Annotated in this window: 22 protein-coding genes; 9 read left to right on the top strand and 13 right to left on the bottom strand. The window is 32.4% G+C overall.

Features of this window, described 5'->3' with window-relative positions; all coding sequences use genetic code 11:
• Positions 1-61 precede the first annotated feature (61 nt).
• The 9 genes from WN975_RS05605 to WN975_RS05565 form a co-directional block, all read right to left on the bottom strand.
• Positions 62-490, bottom strand: a complete 429-nt coding sequence (locus WN975_RS05605) for a hypothetical protein (protein ID WP_337965628.1) — start codon at positions 488-490, stop codon at positions 62-64.
• Between the two features lie 141 nt (positions 491-631).
• Positions 632-1,504, bottom strand: a complete 873-nt coding sequence (gene sucD, locus WN975_RS05600; RefSeq protein ID WP_089351425.1) for a succinate--CoA ligase subunit alpha — start codon at positions 1,502-1,504, stop codon at positions 632-634.
• 84 nt (positions 1,505-1,588) lie between these two features.
• Positions 1,589-1,951: a nuclear transport factor 2 family protein gene (locus WN975_RS05595; RefSeq protein WP_099712376.1), complete on the bottom strand. Its 363-nt coding sequence runs from the start codon at positions 1,949-1,951 to the stop codon at positions 1,589-1,591.
• A 1-nt stretch (position 1,952) separates the two neighbouring features.
• Positions 1,953-2,882 (bottom strand): UDP-3-O-(3-hydroxymyristoyl)glucosamine N-acyltransferase, encoded by a 930-nt coding sequence (locus WN975_RS05590; RefSeq protein WP_337965627.1) that lies wholly within the window; start codon positions 2,880-2,882, stop codon positions 1,953-1,955.
• 136 nt (positions 2,883-3,018) lie between these two features.
• Positions 3,019-3,585: an elongation factor P gene (efp, locus tag WN975_RS05585; RefSeq protein WP_337965626.1), complete on the bottom strand. Its 567-nt coding sequence runs from the start codon at positions 3,583-3,585 to the stop codon at positions 3,019-3,021.
• Positions 3,586-3,677: 92 nt separating this feature from the next.
• Positions 3,678-4,463: an acyl-ACP--UDP-N-acetylglucosamine O-acyltransferase gene (lpxA, locus tag WN975_RS05580; protein WP_029270176.1), complete on the bottom strand. Its 786-nt coding sequence runs from the start codon at positions 4,461-4,463 to the stop codon at positions 3,678-3,680.
• A 75-nt stretch (positions 4,464-4,538) separates the two neighbouring features.
• Positions 4,539-5,927, bottom strand: coding sequence for a bifunctional UDP-3-O-[3-hydroxymyristoyl] N-acetylglucosamine deacetylase/3-hydroxyacyl-ACP dehydratase (locus tag WN975_RS05575; protein ID WP_121331434.1), 1,389 nt, complete (start codon positions 5,925-5,927; stop codon positions 4,539-4,541).
• Positions 5,920-6,963 (bottom strand): UDP-3-O-(3-hydroxymyristoyl)glucosamine N-acyltransferase, encoded by a 1,044-nt coding sequence (gene lpxD / locus WN975_RS05570; protein ID WP_099712373.1) that lies wholly within the window; start codon positions 6,961-6,963, stop codon positions 5,920-5,922. The genes WN975_RS05575 and lpxD overlap by 8 nt, the downstream gene beginning before the upstream one ends.
• Before the next feature lie 39 nt (positions 6,964-7,002).
• Complete coding sequence (locus WN975_RS05565; RefSeq protein WP_337965625.1) at positions 7,003-8,232, bottom strand: HD domain-containing protein; 1,230 nt, start codon at positions 8,230-8,232, stop codon at positions 7,003-7,005.
• Positions 8,233-8,453: 221 nt separating this feature from the next.
• Here WN975_RS05565 and WN975_RS05560 point away from each other — a divergent pair, with 221 nt between their 5' ends.
• From WN975_RS05560 to WN975_RS05535, 6 genes are all read left to right on the top strand, one after another.
• Complete coding sequence (locus tag WN975_RS05560; RefSeq protein WP_337965624.1) at positions 8,454-10,007, top strand: bifunctional response regulator/alkaline phosphatase family protein; 1,554 nt, start codon at positions 8,454-8,456, stop codon at positions 10,005-10,007.
• A 197-nt stretch (positions 10,008-10,204) separates the two neighbouring features.
• A complete protein-coding gene (gene tsaE / locus WN975_RS05555; RefSeq protein ID WP_337965623.1) occupies positions 10,205-10,612 on the top strand; it encodes a tRNA (adenosine(37)-N6)-threonylcarbamoyltransferase complex ATPase subunit type 1 TsaE in 408 nt (135 codons plus the stop codon).
• Positions 10,613-10,616: 4 nt separating this feature from the next.
• Positions 10,617-11,042, top strand: coding sequence for a hypothetical protein (locus tag WN975_RS05550; protein ID WP_337965622.1), 426 nt, complete (start codon positions 10,617-10,619; stop codon positions 11,040-11,042).
• Between the two features lie 11 nt (positions 11,043-11,053).
• Positions 11,054-11,527: a GNAT family N-acetyltransferase gene (locus WN975_RS05545; protein WP_337965621.1), complete on the top strand. Its 474-nt coding sequence runs from the start codon at positions 11,054-11,056 to the stop codon at positions 11,525-11,527.
• 83 nt (positions 11,528-11,610) lie between these two features.
• Positions 11,611-12,810 carry an alanine dehydrogenase gene (locus WN975_RS05540; RefSeq protein ID WP_337965620.1) on the top strand — a complete coding sequence of 400 codons (1,200 nt, stop codon included), beginning with the start codon at positions 11,611-11,613 and terminating at the stop codon, positions 12,808-12,810.
• A gap of 36 nt (positions 12,811-12,846) precedes the next feature.
• Complete coding sequence (locus WN975_RS05535; protein WP_337965619.1) at positions 12,847-13,236, top strand: DUF4258 domain-containing protein; 390 nt, start codon at positions 12,847-12,849, stop codon at positions 13,234-13,236.
• Positions 13,237-13,354: 118 nt separating this feature from the next.
• Here the strand turns inward: WN975_RS05535 and WN975_RS05530 are convergent, their stop codons facing one another.
• Positions 13,355-14,023 carry a uracil-DNA glycosylase gene (locus tag WN975_RS05530; protein WP_337965618.1) on the bottom strand — a complete coding sequence of 223 codons (669 nt, stop codon included), beginning with the start codon at positions 14,021-14,023 and terminating at the stop codon, positions 13,355-13,357.
• Positions 14,024-14,132: 109 nt separating this feature from the next.
• On the opposite strand from WN975_RS05530, the gene WN975_RS05525 reads away from it, so the two are divergent.
• Together WN975_RS05525 and WN975_RS05520 are read left to right on the top strand one after the other, a co-directional pair.
• Positions 14,133-16,298: a DNA mismatch repair protein MutS gene (locus tag WN975_RS05525; protein ID WP_337965617.1), complete on the top strand. Its 2,166-nt coding sequence runs from the start codon at positions 14,133-14,135 to the stop codon at positions 16,296-16,298.
• A 410-nt stretch (positions 16,299-16,708) separates the two neighbouring features.
• The gene (locus WN975_RS05520; RefSeq protein ID WP_337965616.1) at positions 16,709-17,122 is read left to right on the top strand and encodes a DCC1-like thiol-disulfide oxidoreductase family protein; all 414 of its coding nucleotides are present in this window, start codon (positions 16,709-16,711) and stop codon (positions 17,120-17,122) included.
• Positions 17,123-17,344: 222 nt separating this feature from the next.
• On the opposite strand, the gene ettA is transcribed toward WN975_RS05520, so the two are convergent.
• Complete coding sequence (ettA, locus tag WN975_RS05515; RefSeq protein WP_055092340.1) at positions 17,345-19,036, bottom strand: energy-dependent translational throttle protein EttA; 1,692 nt, start codon at positions 19,034-19,036, stop codon at positions 17,345-17,347.
• A 421-nt stretch (positions 19,037-19,457) separates the two neighbouring features.
• Entirely contained in the window at positions 19,458-20,021 is a 564-nt protein-coding gene (locus WN975_RS05510) for a hypothetical protein (RefSeq protein ID WP_337965615.1), read from the bottom strand.
• A 309-nt stretch (positions 20,022-20,330) separates the two neighbouring features.
• On the opposite strand from WN975_RS05510, the gene WN975_RS05505 reads away from it, so the two are divergent.
• Positions 20,331-20,723 (top strand): hypothetical protein, encoded by a 393-nt coding sequence (locus WN975_RS05505; RefSeq protein ID WP_337965614.1) that lies wholly within the window; start codon positions 20,331-20,333, stop codon positions 20,721-20,723.
• A 73-nt stretch (positions 20,724-20,796) separates the two neighbouring features.
• On the opposite strand, the gene WN975_RS05500 is transcribed toward WN975_RS05505, so the two are convergent.
• Positions 20,797-20,979, bottom strand: coding sequence for a CAL67264 family membrane protein (locus WN975_RS05500; protein WP_035666747.1), 183 nt, complete (start codon positions 20,977-20,979; stop codon positions 20,797-20,799).
• Between the last annotated feature and the right edge of the window lie 8 nt (positions 20,980-20,987).

Genomic DNA, 20,987 nt, shown 5'->3' with positions numbered 1-20,987 from the left:
TAAAAAAAGCCTTACTAAAGTTATAGTAAGGCTTTTGATGTTTTTTTATTTGAAATTGCTTTTAGAAAGCTACATTCCATCTTGGTAATTTTGCATTTTCATCTAAGAAGTTTTGCAAAACTTGTCCTTCAACCGTAGTAGGAATTCCTTTTACATCAGCATTAAAAGTTTCGTACCAAACTACTTCAAGAGCAGTAATGTTTTCTAACTTCATTTGTGCTGGCCAAGAATATTTTCTTCCTGTTTTTGCAAATTGGTGCCCGTTTACGATTTTATCATATAAACCACCGTTTTTACTTTTTAAAGTTCCATCGTTTTGAACTGTTCCTGTAGAACCAACCATGATTAATTCTTTTGCATCTCCTTCAACAGCATAAACTACAAAAACTCCTGCACCAGATTCCGGAGCATTACAAGTTTGTTCTAAACTATCTTCAATGGTAAAAGTAAAACTATTACTTACTTTAAACTTTTCTAATTCTTTGTACATATTTCTCATTTTAAGCTTCTAAGAAACTAAGGTTCTAAGTTGCTAAGTTTTTAATTTATATTCCGGCATTTTAAAAATGGAAAAAAGTCTCAACAAAATATTGAGACTTTTTTCTGGAATTTTTATTTTGAATATTGGAGATTATCCAAGTACTTCTTTTACTTTTTTACCAATTTCAGCTGGTGAATCAACAACGTGAATTCCGTTGTCTCTCATAATTTGTTTTTTAGCAGCAGCAGTATCATCAGAACCACCAACAATAGCACCTGCGTGACCCATTGTTCTACCAGCAGGAGCAGTTTCTCCAGCGATAAAACCAACAACTGGTTTACGGTTACCATCAGCTCTTACCCATCTTGCAGCATCAGCTTCAAGTTGACCGCCAATTTCACCAATCATAATGATGATTTCAGTTTCTGGATCGTTCATTAATAATTCAACAGCTTCTTTAGTTGTAGTTCCAATAATTGGATCTCCACCAATACCAATAGCTGTAGTGATTCCTAAACCTTGTTTTACAACTTGGTCAGCAGCTTCGTAAGTTAAAGTTCCTGATTTAGAAACGATTCCAACTGTACCTTTTTTGAAAACGAAACCTGGCATAATACCAACTTTAGCTTCACCCGGAGTAATAACTCCTGGACAGTTTGGTCCAATTAATCTAGAATTTCTTTCTTTAACATAATTATTTGCTTTAATCATATCTGCTACAGGAATTCCTTCTGTAATAGCAATAATTACTTTAATTCCAGCGTCAGCAGCTTCCATAATTGCATCAGCAGCAAAAGCTGGCGGTACAAAAATAATAGATGTATCAGCTCCAGCTTGGTCAACAGCGTCTTTTACTGTGTTAAAAACCGGACGATCTAAATGGCTAGTTCCTCCTTTTCCAGGAGTTACACCACCAACAACATTAGTACCGTACTCAATCATTTGAGAAGCGTGGAAAGTTCCTTCGCTTCCTGTAAATCCTTGAACAATTATTTTGGAATCTTTATTAACTAAAACACTCATGATATATATTTTATGTAGTTTTTAAAATTGTGATGCAAAAGTAAGGTTTTGTAACGTATTTTAACCTTTTTGTCTTCAAAAAAATTAAGAAAATTGACTCATTTGATAACCACGATATAATTTATCGTCTTTTATTTGCCAAATTGTAGCAAAATGGGCCAATAACATCTCTTCTCTTGGGTTTTCAATCGTTTTCACAAAATGAGAATAACGAATTGAAACTAAGTCTTCTTCGGCAATAATATGGCTAATTCTGACTTTAGAACGCACATAAGCACGACTTAACTCATTTGCCATATCTAACATCGAATTATAATCCATCTCGATCAATCCTTTCGTGCTGTTCCAATCTAACTTTACATCGGGATGTAAATATGTTTTCATGATTTCGCTATCGATTAAGGCATCTGACTTGTAAAATTTTTGAACAAATTCTTTAATAGACATATTATTTCAATTTATTTAAAATTTCAGGAATTTTCTTGATGTTGGCTAATTGTTTTAGCTTCTCTCTTGATTCTTCGATAGGAGTTCCAAAATAAGATTTCCCACCTTCAACTGACTTAGTAACACCTGTTTGCCCCATAATAACAGCCTTCGCTCCTATTGTGATTCCGCTAGTTGTTCCTACTTGTCCCCAGATCGTAACTTCGTCTTCAATAACAACGCAACCTGCAATACCAGTTTGTGAAGCTATTAAACATTTTTTTCCAATCACGGTATCATGTCCAACATGCACCTGATTATCCAATTTTGTTCCTGCTCCAATTGTCGTATCGCCTGTTACACCTTTGTCAATCGTACAAAGCGCACCAATACCAACATTATCTTCAATTACAACTCTTCCGCCAGAAATTAACTGATCAAAACCATCCGGACGTTTTTTATAATAAAATGCATCAGCACCCAAAATAGTGCCGGCATGAATCATCACATTATCCCCAATTACGGTATGATCGTAAATGGTAACGTTAGGATGTATCAAACAGTTTTTACCGATTGTAACGTTGTTTCCAACAAAACAATTAGGTTGTATTACAGTTCCTTCTCCAATAGTTGCAGAAAGAGCGATTGATACATTCGTAGCTTGAAAAGGTCTAAAATGTTTCGTAAGAGTATTAAAATCTCTGAAAGGATCATCAGAAATCAAAAGTGCTTTACCTTCCGGACAATCTACTCTTTTGTTGATCAAAACAATAGTTGCAGCTGATTGTAAAGCTTTATCGTAGTATTTTGGATGGTCTACAAAAACTATATCTCCAGGTTCAACAACATGAATCTCGTTCATGCCTGAAACCGGAAAGTTTTCATCACCAATAAATTCGCATTGAAGCAAATTTGCAATTTCTTGTAAAGAATGAATCTTTGGAAATTTCATATATTTAAATTAGAAAATTTGTCAATTAGAGAATGTGTCAATTAGAAAATGAGTCAATTAGAAAATAAAAATTATTCAATTTCTGCGTAAGCATTAATTTTCTAATTGACTCATTGACAAATTATCTAATTAAAAATTACTCTTTTACACGCTCCATGTAAGAACCTGAAGCTGTATCAATTTTAATTTTATCACCTTCGTTGATGAACAACGGAACGTTTACTGATGCTCCAGTTTCTACTGTTGCATTTTTTGTAGCATTTGTAGCTGTATTTCCTTTTACTCCAGGCTCAGCATAAGTAACTTCAAGAACTACAGAAGATGGCATATCTACAGATAAAGGCAAATCAGTTTCAGTATTTACCTGAACCATTACACTTGTTCCTTCTTTTAATAATCCCGGAGCATCTAGAATGTTTTTATTCAAAGAAATTTGCTCAAAAGATTCTGTGTTCATGAAATGAAATTCATCTCCTTCAGCATACAAAAACTGATAATTATGTGTTTCTACACGAATAACGTCGATTTTATGACCTGCAGAAAATGTATTATCTAATACTCTTCCTGTAGTTAAACTTCTTAATTTTGTTCTTACGAAAGCTGGACCTTTTCCAGGTTTTACGTGAAGAAATTCAACGATTTTATAAATATCATGATTGAATTTAATACACAATCCGTTTCTAATATCTGATGTAGATGCCATTTTGTTCTTTTTTGTTTAATATTTTGTTGAATCGTTAAATCGTTTATCTGTTTTCGATTTAACGACAAACAAATAAACGATTTAACTTTTATCTAATAGTTTCCTGAATAACCTTTCATAATTCCTCGTGATGAATTTCTGATAAAATCAAGAATTTCATCTCTCTCAGGAGTTGCTTCCATTTCGGCTTCAATAATACTTAAAGCTTGTGTTGTATTATAGTTCTTTTGGTATAAAATTCTGTAGATTTCTTGTATCTCTCTGATTTTCTCAGTACTAAAACCTCTTCTTCTTAAACCTACTGAATTGATTCCTACGTATGATAATGGCTCTTTTGCAGCTTTTGTATAAGGAGGAACGTCTTTTCGAACCAAAGATCCACCAGAAATCATTGCGTGATCACCAATGTGAATAAATTGATGAATTGCTGCCAAACCACCAATTACGGCATGATTACCAACAACTACGTGACCTGCAAGAGCAACTCCGTTTACGATAATGGCATTGTTACCAATCTCGCAATCGTGCGCAATATGTGCATATGCCATAACTAAACAATTGTTACCAAGAATAGTTTGCCCAGACGCAACTGTACCTCTGTTTATAGTAACACATTCTCTAATCGTACAATTGTCTCCAATAATGGCAAGAGAATCTTCTCCTCCAAATTTTAAATCTTGTGGCACCGCAGAAATTACAGCTCCTGGAAAAATATTACAATTTTTACCAATACGAGCACCTTCCATGATGGTCACATTTGAACCAATCCAAGTACCATCACCAATAACAACATTATTGTGAATTGTTGTAAAAGGCTCTATTACAACGTTTTTAGCGATTTTGGCGCCGGGATGAACATATGCTAATGGTTGATTCATCTGTATGTTTTATATTTTAAATTTAAAATAATCTAATTTGGGCAACAAACGTAAACAATAAAATCGATTAAATGATTATTGTTTTCTAGCAATTTGAGCCATTAATTCTGCCTCAGTTACTAATTTACCGTTTGCGTAAGCATTTGCCTGCATATGACAGATTCCTCTTCTGATAGGAGAAATCAATTCACACTTGAAAATCAAGGTGTCACCAGGTAATACTTTGTGTTTGAATTTAACATTATCAATTTTCATGAAATATGTCAAATAATTTTCAGGATCCGGAACTGTGCTTAAAACCAAAATTCCACCTGTTTGTGCCATTGCTTCCACAATTAAAACCCCTGGCATAACCGGAGCTTCAGGAAAATGCCCAACGAAGAAATTCTCATTCATTGTTACATTTTTCATTCCAACTACATGGCTATCAGACATTTCAATAATTCTGTCAATTAACAAAAATGGAGGTCTGTGTGGCAATACAGCCATAATTTTATGAATATCCATTAACGGCTCAAGATTTAAATCGTAAACCGGAACGTGATTTCTTTGCTCTATTTTGATAATTTTTGCTAATTTTTTGGCAAACTGTGTATTTACATAGTGTCCAGGTTTGTTAGCAATAATTTTTCCTTGAATTCTAACTCCAATTAAAGATAAATCTCCAACAACATCTAATAATTTATGTCTTGCAGCTTCGTTTGGATAATGTAAAGTAAGGTTGTCTAAAACTCCGTTTGGCTTAACAGAAATCTTATCTTTTCCAAAAGCTTTCTTTAAATTTTCCATTGTAGAATCAGATATTTCTTTATCTACATATACAATAGCGTTGTTTAAATCTCCACCTTTAATTAATCCGTTTTCAAGAAGAGATTCTAATTCATGTAAGAAACTAAAAGTTCTAGAATTAGCGATTTCATCTTTAAAATCGGCTATACTTTTCATAGTTGCGTTTTGAGTACCTAAAACCTTAGTACCAAAATCAACCATTGCAGTTACTTGATAATCATCACTTGGCATAACCAAAATCTCGCTTCCTGTAGTTTCATCAGTAAACGAAATAACTTCTTTTACCACATAAACATTACGTTTAGCATCTTGTTCTTCGATTCCCGCATTTTCAATAGCTTCAACAAAATATTTTGAAGAACCATCCATTATTGGAAGCTCAGAAGCGTTTAATTCAATGATAACATTATCCAAATCACATCCAACTAAAGCAGCTAAAACGTGTTCTGGTGTTTGAATTTTTACACCTAATTTTTCTAAATTAGTACCTCTTTGCGTGTTAACAACATAATTAGCATCAGCCTCAATGACTGGTTGACCTTGCAAATCTACTCTTACAAAAGTGAAACCATTATTAATTGGAGCTGGTTTAAAAGTCATTGTAACTTCTTTTCCAGTGTGTAATCCAACGCCTGTTAGTGAAATTTCATTTTTGATGGTCTTCTGTTTAACCATTATTTCCATTTTTTGGGTTTATTATTTGTTTTTTTAATTCTTCAATTTCGGTTACGATTTTAGGTAAGTTCTTAAAATGAACGTACGATTTGTTAAAATCAGTATATCCAAGTGACGGCGTCCCCTGCAAAATCTCACCATCCTTGATGTTTCTTGCAACTCCTGACTGAGCTTGCAATCTCACATTATTACCTATTGTTAAGTGACCTGCGATACCAACTTGCCCGCCAATCATACAGTTTTCTCCAATTTTAGTAGAACCTGCAACACCAGATTGCGCTGCGATCACAGTATTTTTACCAATTTCTACATTGTGAGCAACCTGAATCTGATTGTCTAATTTAACCCCTTGTCTAATAATTGTAGAACCTAGAGTTGCTCTGTCTATTGTCGTATTTGCTCCAATATCAACATTATCTTCGATGATAACATTACCAATTTGAGGCACTTTACTATATACTCCTTCTTCATTAGGCACAAAACCAAAACCATCAGCACCAATAATAGTTCCTGAATGAATCGTGCAATTGTTTCCTATTATAGTTTCAGAATAAATTTTAGCGCCTGCAAAAATATATACATTATTGCCAATAACAACATTATCACCAATAAAACTATTTGGATAAATTTTTACGTTATCACCTAAAACCACGTTTTGTCCTATATAACTGAAGCTTCCCAAATAAAGATTCTCTCCGTGTTTAGTTCCTTCAGTCATGAAAGATTGTGGTTCGATACCGTTTTTATTCAATTTTACTTGATTGTAAAAGTGTAAAAGCTTCGAAAAGGAAGCATAAGCATCCTCTACTTTTATTAAAGTTGTCGTAACTTCTTGTTCAGGTATAAAGCTATCATTAACAATTGTCACCGAAGCTTTGGTAGTATATATGTAGTTGATATATTTAGGATTAGCCAAAAAAGTAAGTGAACCTTCCTCGCCTTCTTCGATCTTAGATAGCCGAGAAACTTCTGCATTGGGATTCCCAACAACTTCTCCTTCTAAAATTCCTGCTATTTGTTCTGCTGTAAATTTCATTGCGACAAAAATATAAAAAATAGATTTTAAATGTTAATTTTAGATAAGTTGTTTTGGGAAACAGATGTAATATTTTGTCACCAATTTAGATAACGATTTCAAATTCAGCTGATCAGACGCTTCTACAACATCCTCAATTGTTTTATCTTTTTTCAAAATTCGTATTGGTTCAGCTTCTTTACTATAAGCCTGATTTTTTATTTTACCTCTAAAAATGAAATATCCGGCATCAACAGCCGAAATATGATGTGCTTCTGCAAATTCTTCTTTTAAAGATTGTGATTCTTCCATCGGAATTTTTTCTGCACTCAATTTTATCTTAAGTAAATCTCTGTTAATGATCATTTTACTTAAAGTCGAAAGTATAAAATCGCTATTTTTCTGCCACGCTTTCAGAGCGCTAATAATATCAAAATCATCTAATTGAGAAAACAAATCAAGCTTTTCGGCATCAAAATCCTCCAAAGCAACTTTGTTTTGCATAAAATATAAGAGAGGCTCGCTGCAAGGCAAAGCAACTCCTTTTAAAGTCAATTCTTTAGCTCTTTTTAAAACTTTCATTAAGATTAATTCGGCCACCAAACTTGTTTTATGCAAATAAGCCTGCCAATACATTAATCTTCGTGAAAGCAGAAATTTTTCTACTGAATAAATTCCTTTTTCTTCAATAACCAATACATCATTCTCAACATTCATCATCTGAATCAAACGTTCAGAATTCACATTTCCTTCTGCAACTCCGGTATAAAAACTATCACGTTTCAAATAATCCATTCGATCCATATCTAACTGACTTGAAATCAATTGCAACATGAATTTTCTGTGATATTCACCTTTAAAAACCTGAATAGCCAAACTCAATTTTCCATCAAATTCTTCATTAAGCTGATTCATAAACAATAACGAAATAGCCTCATGATTCACATCTTCAACAATACTCTTTTCCATTGCATGCGAAAACGGACCATGACCAATATCATGAAGTAAAATAGCAATGAATAAAGCATTTTCTTCTTCGGAAGAAATCGCAACTCCTTTAAAACGAAGAGTCTCTACAGATTTCTGCATTAAATGCATACATCCCAACGCATGATGAAAACGGGTATGATTTGCACCGGGATAAACCAAATACGATAATCCCATTTGCGAAATGCGGCGTAAACGCTGAAAATACGGATGTTGGATTAAGTCGTAAATAAGTTCGTTCGGGATGGTAATAAATCCATAAATGGGATCATTGAATATTTTTAACTTATTGATCTGAGTCACTATTTGGTTATTTTTAGATCAACAAATATAAGTAAATAACTATAATCAACTTCGTGTTTTTCACTTAAAAATGAACAATTATTCAGCCTGATTCTCAATATAGTAACAAAATAAAAAAAAGATATTCCATAAAAATCATAAATCATTATTCTGAAATTTATACTATTTTTAATACTTTTTAAGTTCTATACTTCTAAATTGCAATAAAAATAAAATCGTTTATGGATAAGATAAAAATACTTTGGGTCGATGATGAGATCGATCTTTTGAAACCACATATATTATTTCTGGAGAAAAAAAACTACGCTGTAACTACTTGTAATAACGGCCTTGACGCTATTTCTTTATTTGAAGAAGACAATTTTGACATTGTTTTTTTAGATGAAAATATGCCAGGAATGAGTGGTTTGGAAACGCTTTCGGAAATGAAAGAAAAGAAATCGGCAATCCCGATGATTATGATTACCAAAAGTGAAGAGGAATATATAATGGAAGAAGCGATTGGTTCTAAAATCGCCGATTACCTTATAAAACCTGTAAATCCGAATCAAATTTTGTTGAGTTTGAAGAAAAATCTGGATCATTCAAGATTGATTTCAGAGAAAACTACTTTAGATTATCAGAAAGAATTTCGTAAAATCTCTATGGAATTAGCGATGGTTAATTCATTTGAAGATTGGGTTGAATTGTACAAAAAACTGATCTTTTGGGAACTTGAACTTGAAAATATTAACGATCAGGCAATGATCGAAATTCTTGAATCTCAAAAGGTTGAAGCCAATTCACAATTCGGAAAATATATCGAAAGAAACTACGAAGATTGGTTTGCTCCAAAAGCCGATAAACCAATTCAATCTCATAATTTATTTAAAGAATTAGTAGTTCCGGAACTTAAAAAGAAAGACAAACCAATCTTGTTTGTTGTTATTGATAATTTGCGTTATGATCAATGGAAATCTTTTGAAACAGTGGTTTCTAACTATTATAAATTAGAAAAAGAAGTTCCGTATTTCTCCATTCTTCCAACAGCAACACAATATGCCAGAAATGCGATATTCTCTGGATTATTGCCAATTGAAATGGAAAAACAGTTCCCTCAATATTGGAAAAATGATGTCGAAGATGGTGGGAAAAACCTTTACGAAGCCGAATTTCTTTCGGCACAATTAAAGCGTTTAGGATTAAATATTAAGGAAGATTACTTTAAAATCACAAATTACGCTGGCGGAAAAAAACTGGCAGAAAATTTCAAAGCCTTAAAAGGAAATGATTTAGTTACAGTTGTTTACAATTTTGTCGACATGTTATCGCACGCCAAAACTGAAATGGAAGTCGTAAAAGAACTTGCTTCTGACGATAAAGCTTATCGTTCATTGACTTTGAGCTGGTTTAAGAATTCTCCGCTTTTAGAGATTATTCAGCAAGCACAACTTTTAGGATTCAAACTGATTTTGACCACAGATCACGGGACAATTAATGTAAAAAATCCTTCGAAAGTTGTTGGAGATAAAAATACAAGCTTAAATTTGCGTTACAAAACAGGTCGTAGTTTAACGTACGAGCAAAAAGATGTTTATGTTGTAAAAGAGCCAAAAGATATTGGTTTACCGGCTATAAATATGAGTAGTTCGTTTATTTTTGCTAAGAATGATTTCTTTTTGGCCTACGTAAACAACTACAATCATTATGTAAGTTATTACAGAAATACGTATCAACACGGAGGAATTTCGTTAGAAGAAATGATTATTCCGTTTTTGGTTTTTAATCCGAAATAAAAAAGTTTTCAGTCGCAGTTTTCAATAAAAAAGTTGCCACGAATTTCACTAATTAGCACGAATTTATTTTTAAAAGATTTTTTAATTAGCGAAATTCGTGGCAAAAAAAAATATAAAAAGAATAATATAAACCAAAGCCTCAAAGAGGAAAAACCTCTGAACCTTTGCCTCTTTGAGCCTTTGTAACTTTAAAAAAAATGAATATCGTTTTTTCATTAGATCAAATTCAAGAAGTAGCAGAACAAATTTTAGCCTCAAATCCTAAAAAGATTATCCTTTTTAATGGAGAAATGGGCGTTGGAAAAACTACTCTTATCAAGCAATTATGCAGAAGTTTAGGAGTCGAAAGCGCGACAAGCAGCCCAACTTTTTCACTTGTAAATGAATATTCTACTTCGAACAATCAAATCGTTTATCACTTTGATTTTTACCGATTAAACAAAGAAACCGAAGCGCTCGATATGGGTGTTGACGATTATTTATATTCGGGAAATTGGTGTTTTATCGAATGGTCTGAAAAAATTGCGAATTTACTTCCACAAGAAACTTCTACAATTAATATTGAGTTATTGGCAGATGGAAAAAGAAGTTTAGATTTAATTTAAAAACATGAAGAAATTAAATATTCTTATAGCCTTTTTTCTAATCTCTAGCTTTTGCAAGGCTTCAGATACAATAAGTGTTTGGCATGTTTTTTATAATAAAATAAAAATCAAAGAATATAATGAAAGCACCAATAAAGTACCCCTTATTTTAAAAGCAAGTGATTACAAAATTGGCGATTCTATTACAGTAAAATATTATTCAGACACTCCATGTCAAGATTGCTTGACAGGAATAATGCTAAAATCAAAAGATAATAAAGTTACAATGGCTGGAAAGAATATTGGCAGTAGAAATCCAATAACATTCCCCGTGATGTTTTTGATGGATCCAAAAAGAAAAAAATCTTCCTTCAAAGTTTTATATTTGAATAGTAATGGCAATAAGGCAAGTTCAGAAGAATTGTTTGAAGTAGAAGTAATTTACGAATAAAATTAGACTGAATGAATACCCAAAATATAGTAGAAATAATTCCTTTTTCTCAAGATTTAAAAGACCACATCAAAACCTTAAACATAGAATGGCTTCAAAAGTATTTTAGAGTCGAAGAAAAAGATGAAATAGTGCTTTCAAATCCGCAAGAAGAAATTATTGATAAAGGCGGACTTATTTTCTACGCTAAATATAATGACGAAATTATTGGAACGGCTTCTTTAATGAAGATTGACGATACAACATTTGAATTGAGTAAAATGGCAGTTTCTGACAAAGCGCAAGGTCTTGGAATTGGGAATAAACTATTAATTCATTGTCTGGCTTTCGCCGAAGAAAACGGTATTAAAAAAGTACTTTTATATTCAAACCGAAAATTACTTCCCGCAATTCATCTCTATAGAAAATTTGGTTTTGAAGAAATTCCTTTGGAAGATGGGATTTACGAAAGAGCCGACATTAAAATGGAAAAAATAATGCCCTAATTATTAAAACAGTATTAGCACAATTTTTACATTGATTTTAAAACTTTTTACGTAATTTGTACTCTTAATATTTTGCACAACCCATGTCAATTACCTTAACTCCATTTACGAAACAACAATTGTTGCCACAAGAAGAAAAACTTGAAATTGGCCGATTCAAAAGTGAACTTTTTATAGGAATTCCTAAAGAAACAAGTTACCAGGAACGTCGTATTTGCCTGACTCCAGACGCGGTAAACTCTTTGACTTACGAAGGTCATCGTGTTATGATTGAATCTGGTGCCGGAGAAAGCTCTAGCTATTCTGATAAAGAATATGCAGATGCTGGTGCAGAAGTAACAAAAGACACTAAAAAAGTTTTTGGCTGTCCAATGTTACTTAAAGTTGAGCCTCCAACGTTAGCTGAAATCGAAATGATTAATCCCGAAACGATTATTATTTCAGCAATTCAGTTAAAGACAAAAAGAAAAGCATACTTTGAAGCCTTAGCTCAGAAAAAAATAACAGCGCTTGCGTTTGAATATATTAAGGACGAAGATGGTTCATATCCCGCAGTAAAATCATTAAGCGAAATTGCCGGAACTGCTTCCATACTTATTGCTGCCGAATTAATGATTACGGACGAATTTGGAAAAGGACTTTTATTTGGTAACATTACCGGCGTCCCTCCTACCGAAGTCGTAATTCTTGGTGCCGGAACTGTTGGCGAATTTGCTGCTAAAACCGCAATTGGTCTTGGAGCAAACGTTAAAGTTTTTGATAATTCGATTACCAAATTACGCCGTTTGCAAAACAATTTAAACCAAAGAATATTTACATCTACCATTCAGCAAAAAGCATTATTGAAAGCCTTAAGACGCTGTGATGTAGCTATTGGTGCGATGCGCGGAAAAGAACGTTGTCCGATTGTAGTGACAGAAACTATGGTTGAACATATGAAAAAAGGTGCTGTAATTGTTGACGTTAGTATAGATACAGGAGGATGTTTCGAAAGTTCAGAAGTTACAACTCACGAAAAACCAACCTTTATAAAAAGTAATGTTTTGCATTATTGTGTACCAAATATTCCATCAAGATATTCTAAAACTGCCTCACTTTCAATCAGTAACATCTTAACACCGTACTTACTTCAGATAGCTGAAGATGGTGGTTTAGAGAGCGCAATCAGATGTAATAAAGGCCTAAAAAACGGAATTTATTTATACCACGGAATCCTTACCAACAAAGCAATTGGCGAATGGTTTGATTTGCCTGATAACGATATTAATTTACTTGTATTTTAAGGGAACTTTAGCGTACCTTTGCAAAAATTTTATTTCATGAAGTTCGTACATCGTTTTGCATATTATTTGATTGGTTTGATTATGGGATGCTTTTTTGTAGCCCTTGTTTTTAGTGGAAAAGATACTCGTTGCAATTACTTTCCGAACGCCAGAGTTTTGAATAATTTAAGAACAAAACCTTTTAAATATTCTCCTGCAGCAATCCAGACTTTAAACGAAAAATGGGTTGATACTTTAGATATTAAAAACACATTAACATACGGAGACGTTGATTTTGATCAAAGTAATGTTCCTTTCAAAAAAGGAAAACTATACATTATAGAAGGAAAAACAGTTAAAAACCAAGAGATCATTCTTAAAGTAATTAACTACGAAGATAAAGCGATTTTAGACGAGATTGTAAAGAAACCAGCCGAGAAACAGTAGTTCTTTTTGTCATTTCGACCGAAGAGAGAAATCACACTAGAAACTCGACAAAGATTGGCAAACATAATTTTTTAAGATCAATCTTATATTTGACTTACATCACTTATATGGTTTAAATCTACCATTCAATCTCTTTAATTCCTTTTGATTGTAGAAAGTCATTTGTTTTACTGAAATGTTTATTCCCAAACCATTTCCCTTGATTAGCACTCATTGGTGAAGGATGACCAGATTCTAAAACGCAATGTTTTGAACGATCTATTTTGAGACCTTTTTTCTGAGCAAAACTTCCCCATAACAAAAAGACAACATTTTCTTTTTGATCAGATATTGCCTGAATTACAGCATCTGTAAAAAGATTCCACTTTAAGTGTTTATGACTATTTGGACTATCTTTGCGAACTGTTAATGAAGCATTTAAAAGTAAAACACCTTGTTGAGCCCATTTTTCTAAATTGCCAGAAGTTGGCATAAAAATGGAATCAAAATCATCATTTAATTCTCTAAAAATATTACGCAATGAAGGCGGAATTTTAACTGAATCATTTACAGAAAAGCTTAAACCATTGGCTTCACCTTCTCCATGATAAGGATCCTGGCCAATAATAACAACTTTTAGATCTGAAAAAGAACAGTTGTTAAAAGCCGAGAAAATTAATTCTGCCGGAGGATAGCAAGTATGAGTTTTGTATTCGACGTCTAAAGCCAACATCAATTCATTGAAATAAGGCTTTTGGATTTCGTCTTTTAAAATTGCTTGCCACTCTGGAGAAAGATTAATTTTCATTTTACTAAATTTTATACAAATTACGCAAAGTTTTTTCCAAAGTACCAATTAATAGTGCTATTTAGTTTTAAAACTTTGTAACTTTGAATTTTACAACTTACGATATATAATGATATCCATTACCGAAAAAACATTACAAGATTTACAATTTCCAACAGTACTCGAAACCATTTCAGCAGGCTGTAATACTGATATTGGAAAAGAAAAAGCTTTACAAATAACACCATTTAGAGACAAAGAAACTTTGATGCAAGCTTTAATGCAGACATCAGAGTATGTTTCGTCTTTTGAAAATAACAACGCAATTCCAAATCATGGTTTTGACGCTATAACACACGAAATTAAGTTTTTAGCAATTGAAGATAGCTTTCTTGAAGTAGGAAGTTTTAGAAAAATTGCAACACTTTCTTCGACATCGAATTTCTTACTGAATTTCCTTAAAAAATTCGATGATTATTATCCAAACTTAAACGCAAGAGCTTCAAGGGTTGAATATACCAAAGACATTGTAACTTTAATTGATGCTATTGTAGACAAATATGGAGAAATAAAAGACAACGCTTCACCAGCTTTATTAAGTATTCGCCAAAACATGAATATTGTTCGCGGCAAAGTAAATCAAAGTTTTGGCGTTGCACTTACTCACAATAATAGCCTTGGTTACTTAGATGATATCAAGGAAAGCTTTGTTCAAAACCGTAGAGTTTTAGCAGTTCTTGCAATGTATCGTCGAAAAGTAAAAGGTTCAATTTTAGGAAGTTCCAAAACTGGAAGTATCGCTTACATTGAACCTGAAGCGACTCTGCAATATTCTCGTGAATTAGCTAATCTTGAGTACGAAGAAAAAGAAGAAATTACCAGAATCTTAAAGCAATTATCAAATCAAATTCGTCCGTACTTACCTTTATTAATTGAGTATCAGGAATTTTTAAGTGATATTGATGTTGTTGCCGGAAAAGCAAAATACGCAAATAGAATAAACGGAATCTTACCAACAATTACCGAAGAAAGGAGATTGTTCTTTAGAGAAGCATATCATCCGATTTTGTATTTAAATAACAAGCAAAAAAACGAAGTCACACATCCGCAAACTATTGAATTAAAACAAGATAACCGAATCATTGTAATTTCTGGTCCAAATGCCGGAGGAAAAACAATTTCGCTTAAAACAGTTGGTTTATTACAATTGATGCTACAATCAGGAATGCTGATTCCTGTTCACGAACGAAGTGAAACTTTTTTATTCGATAGAATTTTAACTGATATTGGTGATAATCAATCTATTGAAAATCATCTAAGTACTTATAGTTACCGACTGAAAAACATGAATTATTTCTTGAAGAAATGCAACAAGAAAACCATGTTTTTGATTGATGAATTTGGTACAGGTTCTGATCCGGAATTAGGTGGCGCTTTAGCGGAAATTTTCTTAGAAGAATTTTACCATCGTGAAGCTTTCGGAATTATTACAACGCATTATTCAAATTTAAAGATTCTCGCAAACGAATTGCCTTTTGCTACAAATGCAAATATGATGTTTGACGAAAAATCATTGGAACCGATGTATAAGTTGGCATTAGGTCAAGCCGGAAGTTCGTTTACTTTTGAAGTTGCATTGAAAAACGGAATTCCGTTTGGATTAATTAATCGTGCCAAAAAGAAGATTGAAGTTGGTAAAGTTCGTTTTGACAAAACGATTGCAACGCTTCAGAAAGAAAGATCTAAACTCGAAAAAACTTCTATAAATCTTAAAGAAGAAGAAACCCGAGCGCGTGAGGAAAGCAAAAAGATGGAAAACATCAATGTAAAAATCAAACAGAAATTGGAAAGCTATCAGGAATTATATGATAGTAATCAAAAGACAATTTACATTGGTCAGAAAATTGAAGATATCTCTGAGAAATATTTCAACAATAAAAACAAGAAGGAACTTATTGGTGAATTCTTGAAAATTATTGAAATCGAAAATTCAAAGCGTAAAAAAGCAACTCCGAAGGAAGCCAAAGCGATAATCGAAAAGAAAAAAGAAGTCATTGCAGAAGTAACCGTTCAGGTGGAAGAAATTCGAAAAGAGAAAAAAGAAAAGAAACTTAAACCTGTTATCGAGAAGCCAAAACCAGTTCTAAAAGTTGGAGATCGCGTGAGAATGCTCGACGGAAGATCTGTTGGAAGCATTGATTCTATCGAAAAAAACAAGGCAACAGTCAATTACGGAATCTTTACTTCGAAAGTAAGTTTAGATGAATTGGAATTTGTCGAAGCCGGAAAGAAGTAAGTTTTTAGTTTTCAGCGGCGTTTTTCAGTCTTTAAAAACATGAAAAATGGTCCAAAACGAAAACAAAGCTATTTAGTTAATCGTTTTTAAAAATACGATATCGAAGATGGATATTTTTCAAAAATAGCTTAAAAGCAATTTATGAAAGCTGTTTTTGATTTGAAAAAATTATTGCTTTTTACATTCTTATAAATTATTTTTATAGCATTAATTATACTCCTATTTGTCATTCCGAGGAACGAGGAATCTCCGAAAGTAGCTCCGCAAAGTTTTTCTAATCTTTGTAGAATTTTGCCGCGGAGATTCCTCGTTCCTCGGAATGACAAACTAGATGTTACAGCTTTGTCAAAGTTCAAAACTTTGACAAAGCTTAAAACCTGAAACTTGAAACTTTTAAACTTTTCCTCAAAATGCAAAACCTTCCAGAAAACAAAAAAATAATCCTCTTCGACGGTGTTTGCAATTTATGCAACGGCGCTGTTCAGTTTATCATCAAAAATGATAAGAAAGATATTTTTCGTTTTGTGGCTTTGCAATCAGAATTAGGAATTGAGATTTGCAATTATATTGGCGTTGATCAAACTAAAATCGATAGTATAATTTTATACAATCCTGGTGTTGCGTATTATTACAAATCTACAGCTGCAATTAAAATCGCTGAAGAACTTGGAGGAATTTATAGTTTGATTTCTGTTTTTAAAATATTTCCGGAAAAATTTCGAAATTATATTTACGATTACATTGCGAAGAATCGTTACAAATGGTACGGTAAAAAAGAAAGCTGTATGATTCCAACTCCTGAATTGAAGAGTAAGTTTTTGTAAAATTTCAAAATATAGTATTCCAATTTTTACACAATATTGTCATTTCGAGGAACGAGAAATCTTCGCAAGTAGCTCCGCAACGAAAAGTATAATCTTTGTCGAGTTTCTTGCGAAGATTTCTCGTTCCTCGAAATGACAAACTTTACGCTAAACAAAAAATCCCAAATTCAAATCTATCAATTCGAATTTGGGATTTTATAATTTAAAAATTATCCAGAATTATTATCTGATTAACTTTCTGTATTTCAAACGTTTTGGAGTTAAATCACCACCTAAACGTTTCTTTTTGTTTTCTTCGTATTCAGAGAAACCACCTTCGAAATAGTAAACTTCAGAATCTCCTTCGAAAGCTAGAATGTGTGTGCAAATTCTATCCAAGAACCATCTGTCGTGCGAAATAATTACGGCACAACCGGCAAAATTCTCCAAACCTTCTTCAAGTGCACGAAGTGTATTTACATCTAAATCATTCGTAGGCTCATCCAGTAAAAGTACGTTTCCTTCTTCTTTCAACGTCATTGCTAAGTGCAAACGGTTACGCTCACCACCTGATAACATTGAAACTTTCTTATTTTGCTCACCTCCACCAAAGTTAAAACGTGAAAGGTAAGCTCTAGAATTTACTTGCTTTCCTCCCATCATAATTAATTCCTGACCATCTGCAAAATTTTCCCAGATAGATTTATTCGGATCAATATTAGAGTGTGATTGATCTACATAAGCGATTTTTACAGTTTCTCCAACTGAAAATTCTCCGCTATCCGTAGCTTGTTCACCCATAATCATTTTGAAAATAGTAGATTTACCAGCACCGTTTGGTCCAATGATTCCAACAATTCCGGCTTGTGGCAAAGTGAAGTTTAAATTATCATACAACAATTTATCTCCAAAAGCTTTCGCAACATTTTTAGCTTCGATAACATTTGTTCCTAAACGCGGACCGTTCGGGATATAGATTTCCAAATTTTCATCTAGTTGCTTTTGATCTTCGTTTAATAATTTATCGTAATTCTGTAAACGCGCTTTTTGTTTTGTCTGACGACCTTTTGCTCCTTGACGAACCCAGTCAAGCTCACGCTCTAAAGTTTTTCTACGTTTTGAAGCTACTTTTTCTTCTTGCGCCATGCGGTTTGATTTTTGGTCTAACCAAGAAGAATAATTTCCTTTCCATGGAATACCTTCTCCTCTATCCAACTCAAGAATCCAACCAGCAACATTATCTAAGAAATATCTATCGTGCGTTACAGCAATTACAGTTCCAGAATATTGCGCTAAGTGTTGTTCTAACCAAAGAACCGACTCAGCATCAAGGTGGTTGGTAGGCTCATCAAGTAACAGTACATCAGGCTGTTGCAACAACAAACGACATAAAGCTACACGACGACGCTCTCCACCTGAAAGGTTTTTGATAGGCGTATCTCCTTCTGGAGTACGTAACGCATCCATTGCGATTTCAAGTTTTGTATCGATTTCCCAAGCACCAAGAGCATCGATTTTATCTTGCAATGCTGCCTGACGATCCATCAATTTATCCATTTTATCTGGATCTGAGTAGTTCTCTTCAAGACCAAATAAATCATTAATTTGGTTGTATTCTTCTAAAACTGCCATTGTTTCTGCAGCTCCTTCACGAACAATTTCGATAACTGTTTTAGAATCATCAAGAATTGGCTCTTGCTCTAAATAACCAACTGTGTAACCTGGTTGAAAAACAACATCTCCTTGATAATTTTTATCTACTCCGGCAATAATCTTTAAAAGAGAAGATTTTCCAGAACCGTTAAGTCCAAGAATACCAATTTTAGCTCCATAAAAGAAACTTAAATAAATGTTTTTAAGCACTGGTTTGTCTGCTCCCTGATAGGTTTTGCTCAATTTTTGCATTGAGAAAATTACTTTCTTATCGTCTGACATTTGTTATGATTTATAATTTGTTAATTTATTTAATGCGTTTTATAATTATTGTGTCTATGCTATTTTTCAAAATTTTATATCCAAACTCCATATCTATTGTCCCCACTATAAATTAAAATATTATAACCAGTAAATTATAATACTTTATCTGAGATTATGATAACAAAGATAGTTTTAAATAAAAAGAATTCAAAAGATGATTGTGAAATAGTAGGAATTCAAGCATTAGTATTCTTTTAATTAAAGGTCCTCGAACTAATCCAGGCCGTATGCCGTATAAGAATTGATTTTACATTACAACAGAAACAAAATGAAGAAAAAGAAATTCATGATGAATAACTTTAATAAATCCAGCTATTCTATTGGTAGCATTGGGAGAATTTTTAAAAATCCTAAAAAAAAAAAAATAATACTAACTCAATCAGTCAAAATCAATTGAATACCAATCGTTTAACACGGAAGATTCGATGTTATTTTTTGCTAAATATTTATTAACAGTTCGTTTATTATTTTCGCAGGAAAGGTCTGGGCATCTATCTCCAAAAAGTTTTAATGGAGCATCATGTAAATCACAAAAAAAACTCAAAGTATGTATAAATGGTAACACATCATACTTACTCTTTTGGGTTATATATCTACATGTAAAGCCGTCTGAGTATCTTATTATATGGTTTCTTTTTATAAAATCATCTATTTTTAATTGATTAGATTTTTGAATTGGATCTATCTTTTCAGGACTTCCATTTTTAAAAAATCTAATAATTTTTCTTATAATTGCCTGTGCAATAAGGAATCCAAATATTATTAATATTGCTATATATAGCTCGATTTCAAGTTTATAAAAAACAATTTTTTCAAAAACTACCTCAAAGGTTTCATTAGTATATCTACTATAAATAAAAGCTAATAAGAATGCAATTATTGTTCCAAGACCAACCGAAATTAATTTACTTCCAACAGGATCATTCCATGTTTTTTTCCACATACTATTTTGAATAATTTCTCACAAATATAAGCTATTGTTTAAAAAACATAATCGAGAAAAAATAAATGAATTAGAAATTTTAAACAATTTTTCAAATAGAGGTATTTTGTTAAGAATATGCTTTTATTTGATATGGTGAATTTTATGCATTTTAAAGCTATTTATCCTCCCAACTAAAAGCCGTCTGCAACATTTATAAAGAATTCTTTCTGTATTATTAAAAATAAAGTCTTATTTTGTATTTAATAAACTTCACCGATAGTTAGCAAAACAAAAAGTAATCGATTAAACATTTAAAAATAAACTATTATGTTAGATTTTAAAGTTAACAGAATTATTACAACTGATAATGTAAAACATGGAATAGTAACGAATTCTATCCAAGTTGTAGAAAATTTCAAATTGGTTTATGGGTTTAATAAAACTGTTAGCCTTTTAAAAACAATTGAAGATAAAAAACAAAATTGCTATCTTATTTGTCGGCTAGGTGATTATGTTGGTTTTTTGAATTATCAAACAGACTTCGGGTTTTCTTTAAAATTGACTGATTTTGAAAATGATTTCGATAGTGCTTTAGATGAATATTTAGATCTTCAAAAAAAAGACTGGAAAGAAGAAGATATTATAAAATATTTAAAAATTGCAAAGGAAATCGAAAATGAAAGTCAACCTTCTAAAATGATCATTTCAAATCCTCAGTAGTTTATCTAGTCAATTTTTTCTTCTAATTTTTTTAATCTTTTGAATTGAATTTGATATTGAATCTTGAAATGGCTTAAACTCTACCTTTCAACGCATTAAAAACCCAGGCATTCGCAAAAAAGCCAACACCAACGGCTACAAATCCCCAACCTGATACATCTCTGTATCTAAAAGCTCCAAGACCTATAAGTAACAATCCCATAAGTATCATTATAAAAGTAGCCCATCCTAAAACGGTATTTTTATTCATTCCCATAATTGTGA

This window comes from uncultured Flavobacterium sp. (genome assembly GCF_951805225.1).
In the GTDB taxonomy this organism is placed as follows: domain Bacteria; phylum Bacteroidota; class Bacteroidia; order Flavobacteriales; family Flavobacteriaceae; genus Flavobacterium.
This window is presented reverse-complemented; position numbering and strand designations above follow the sequence as displayed.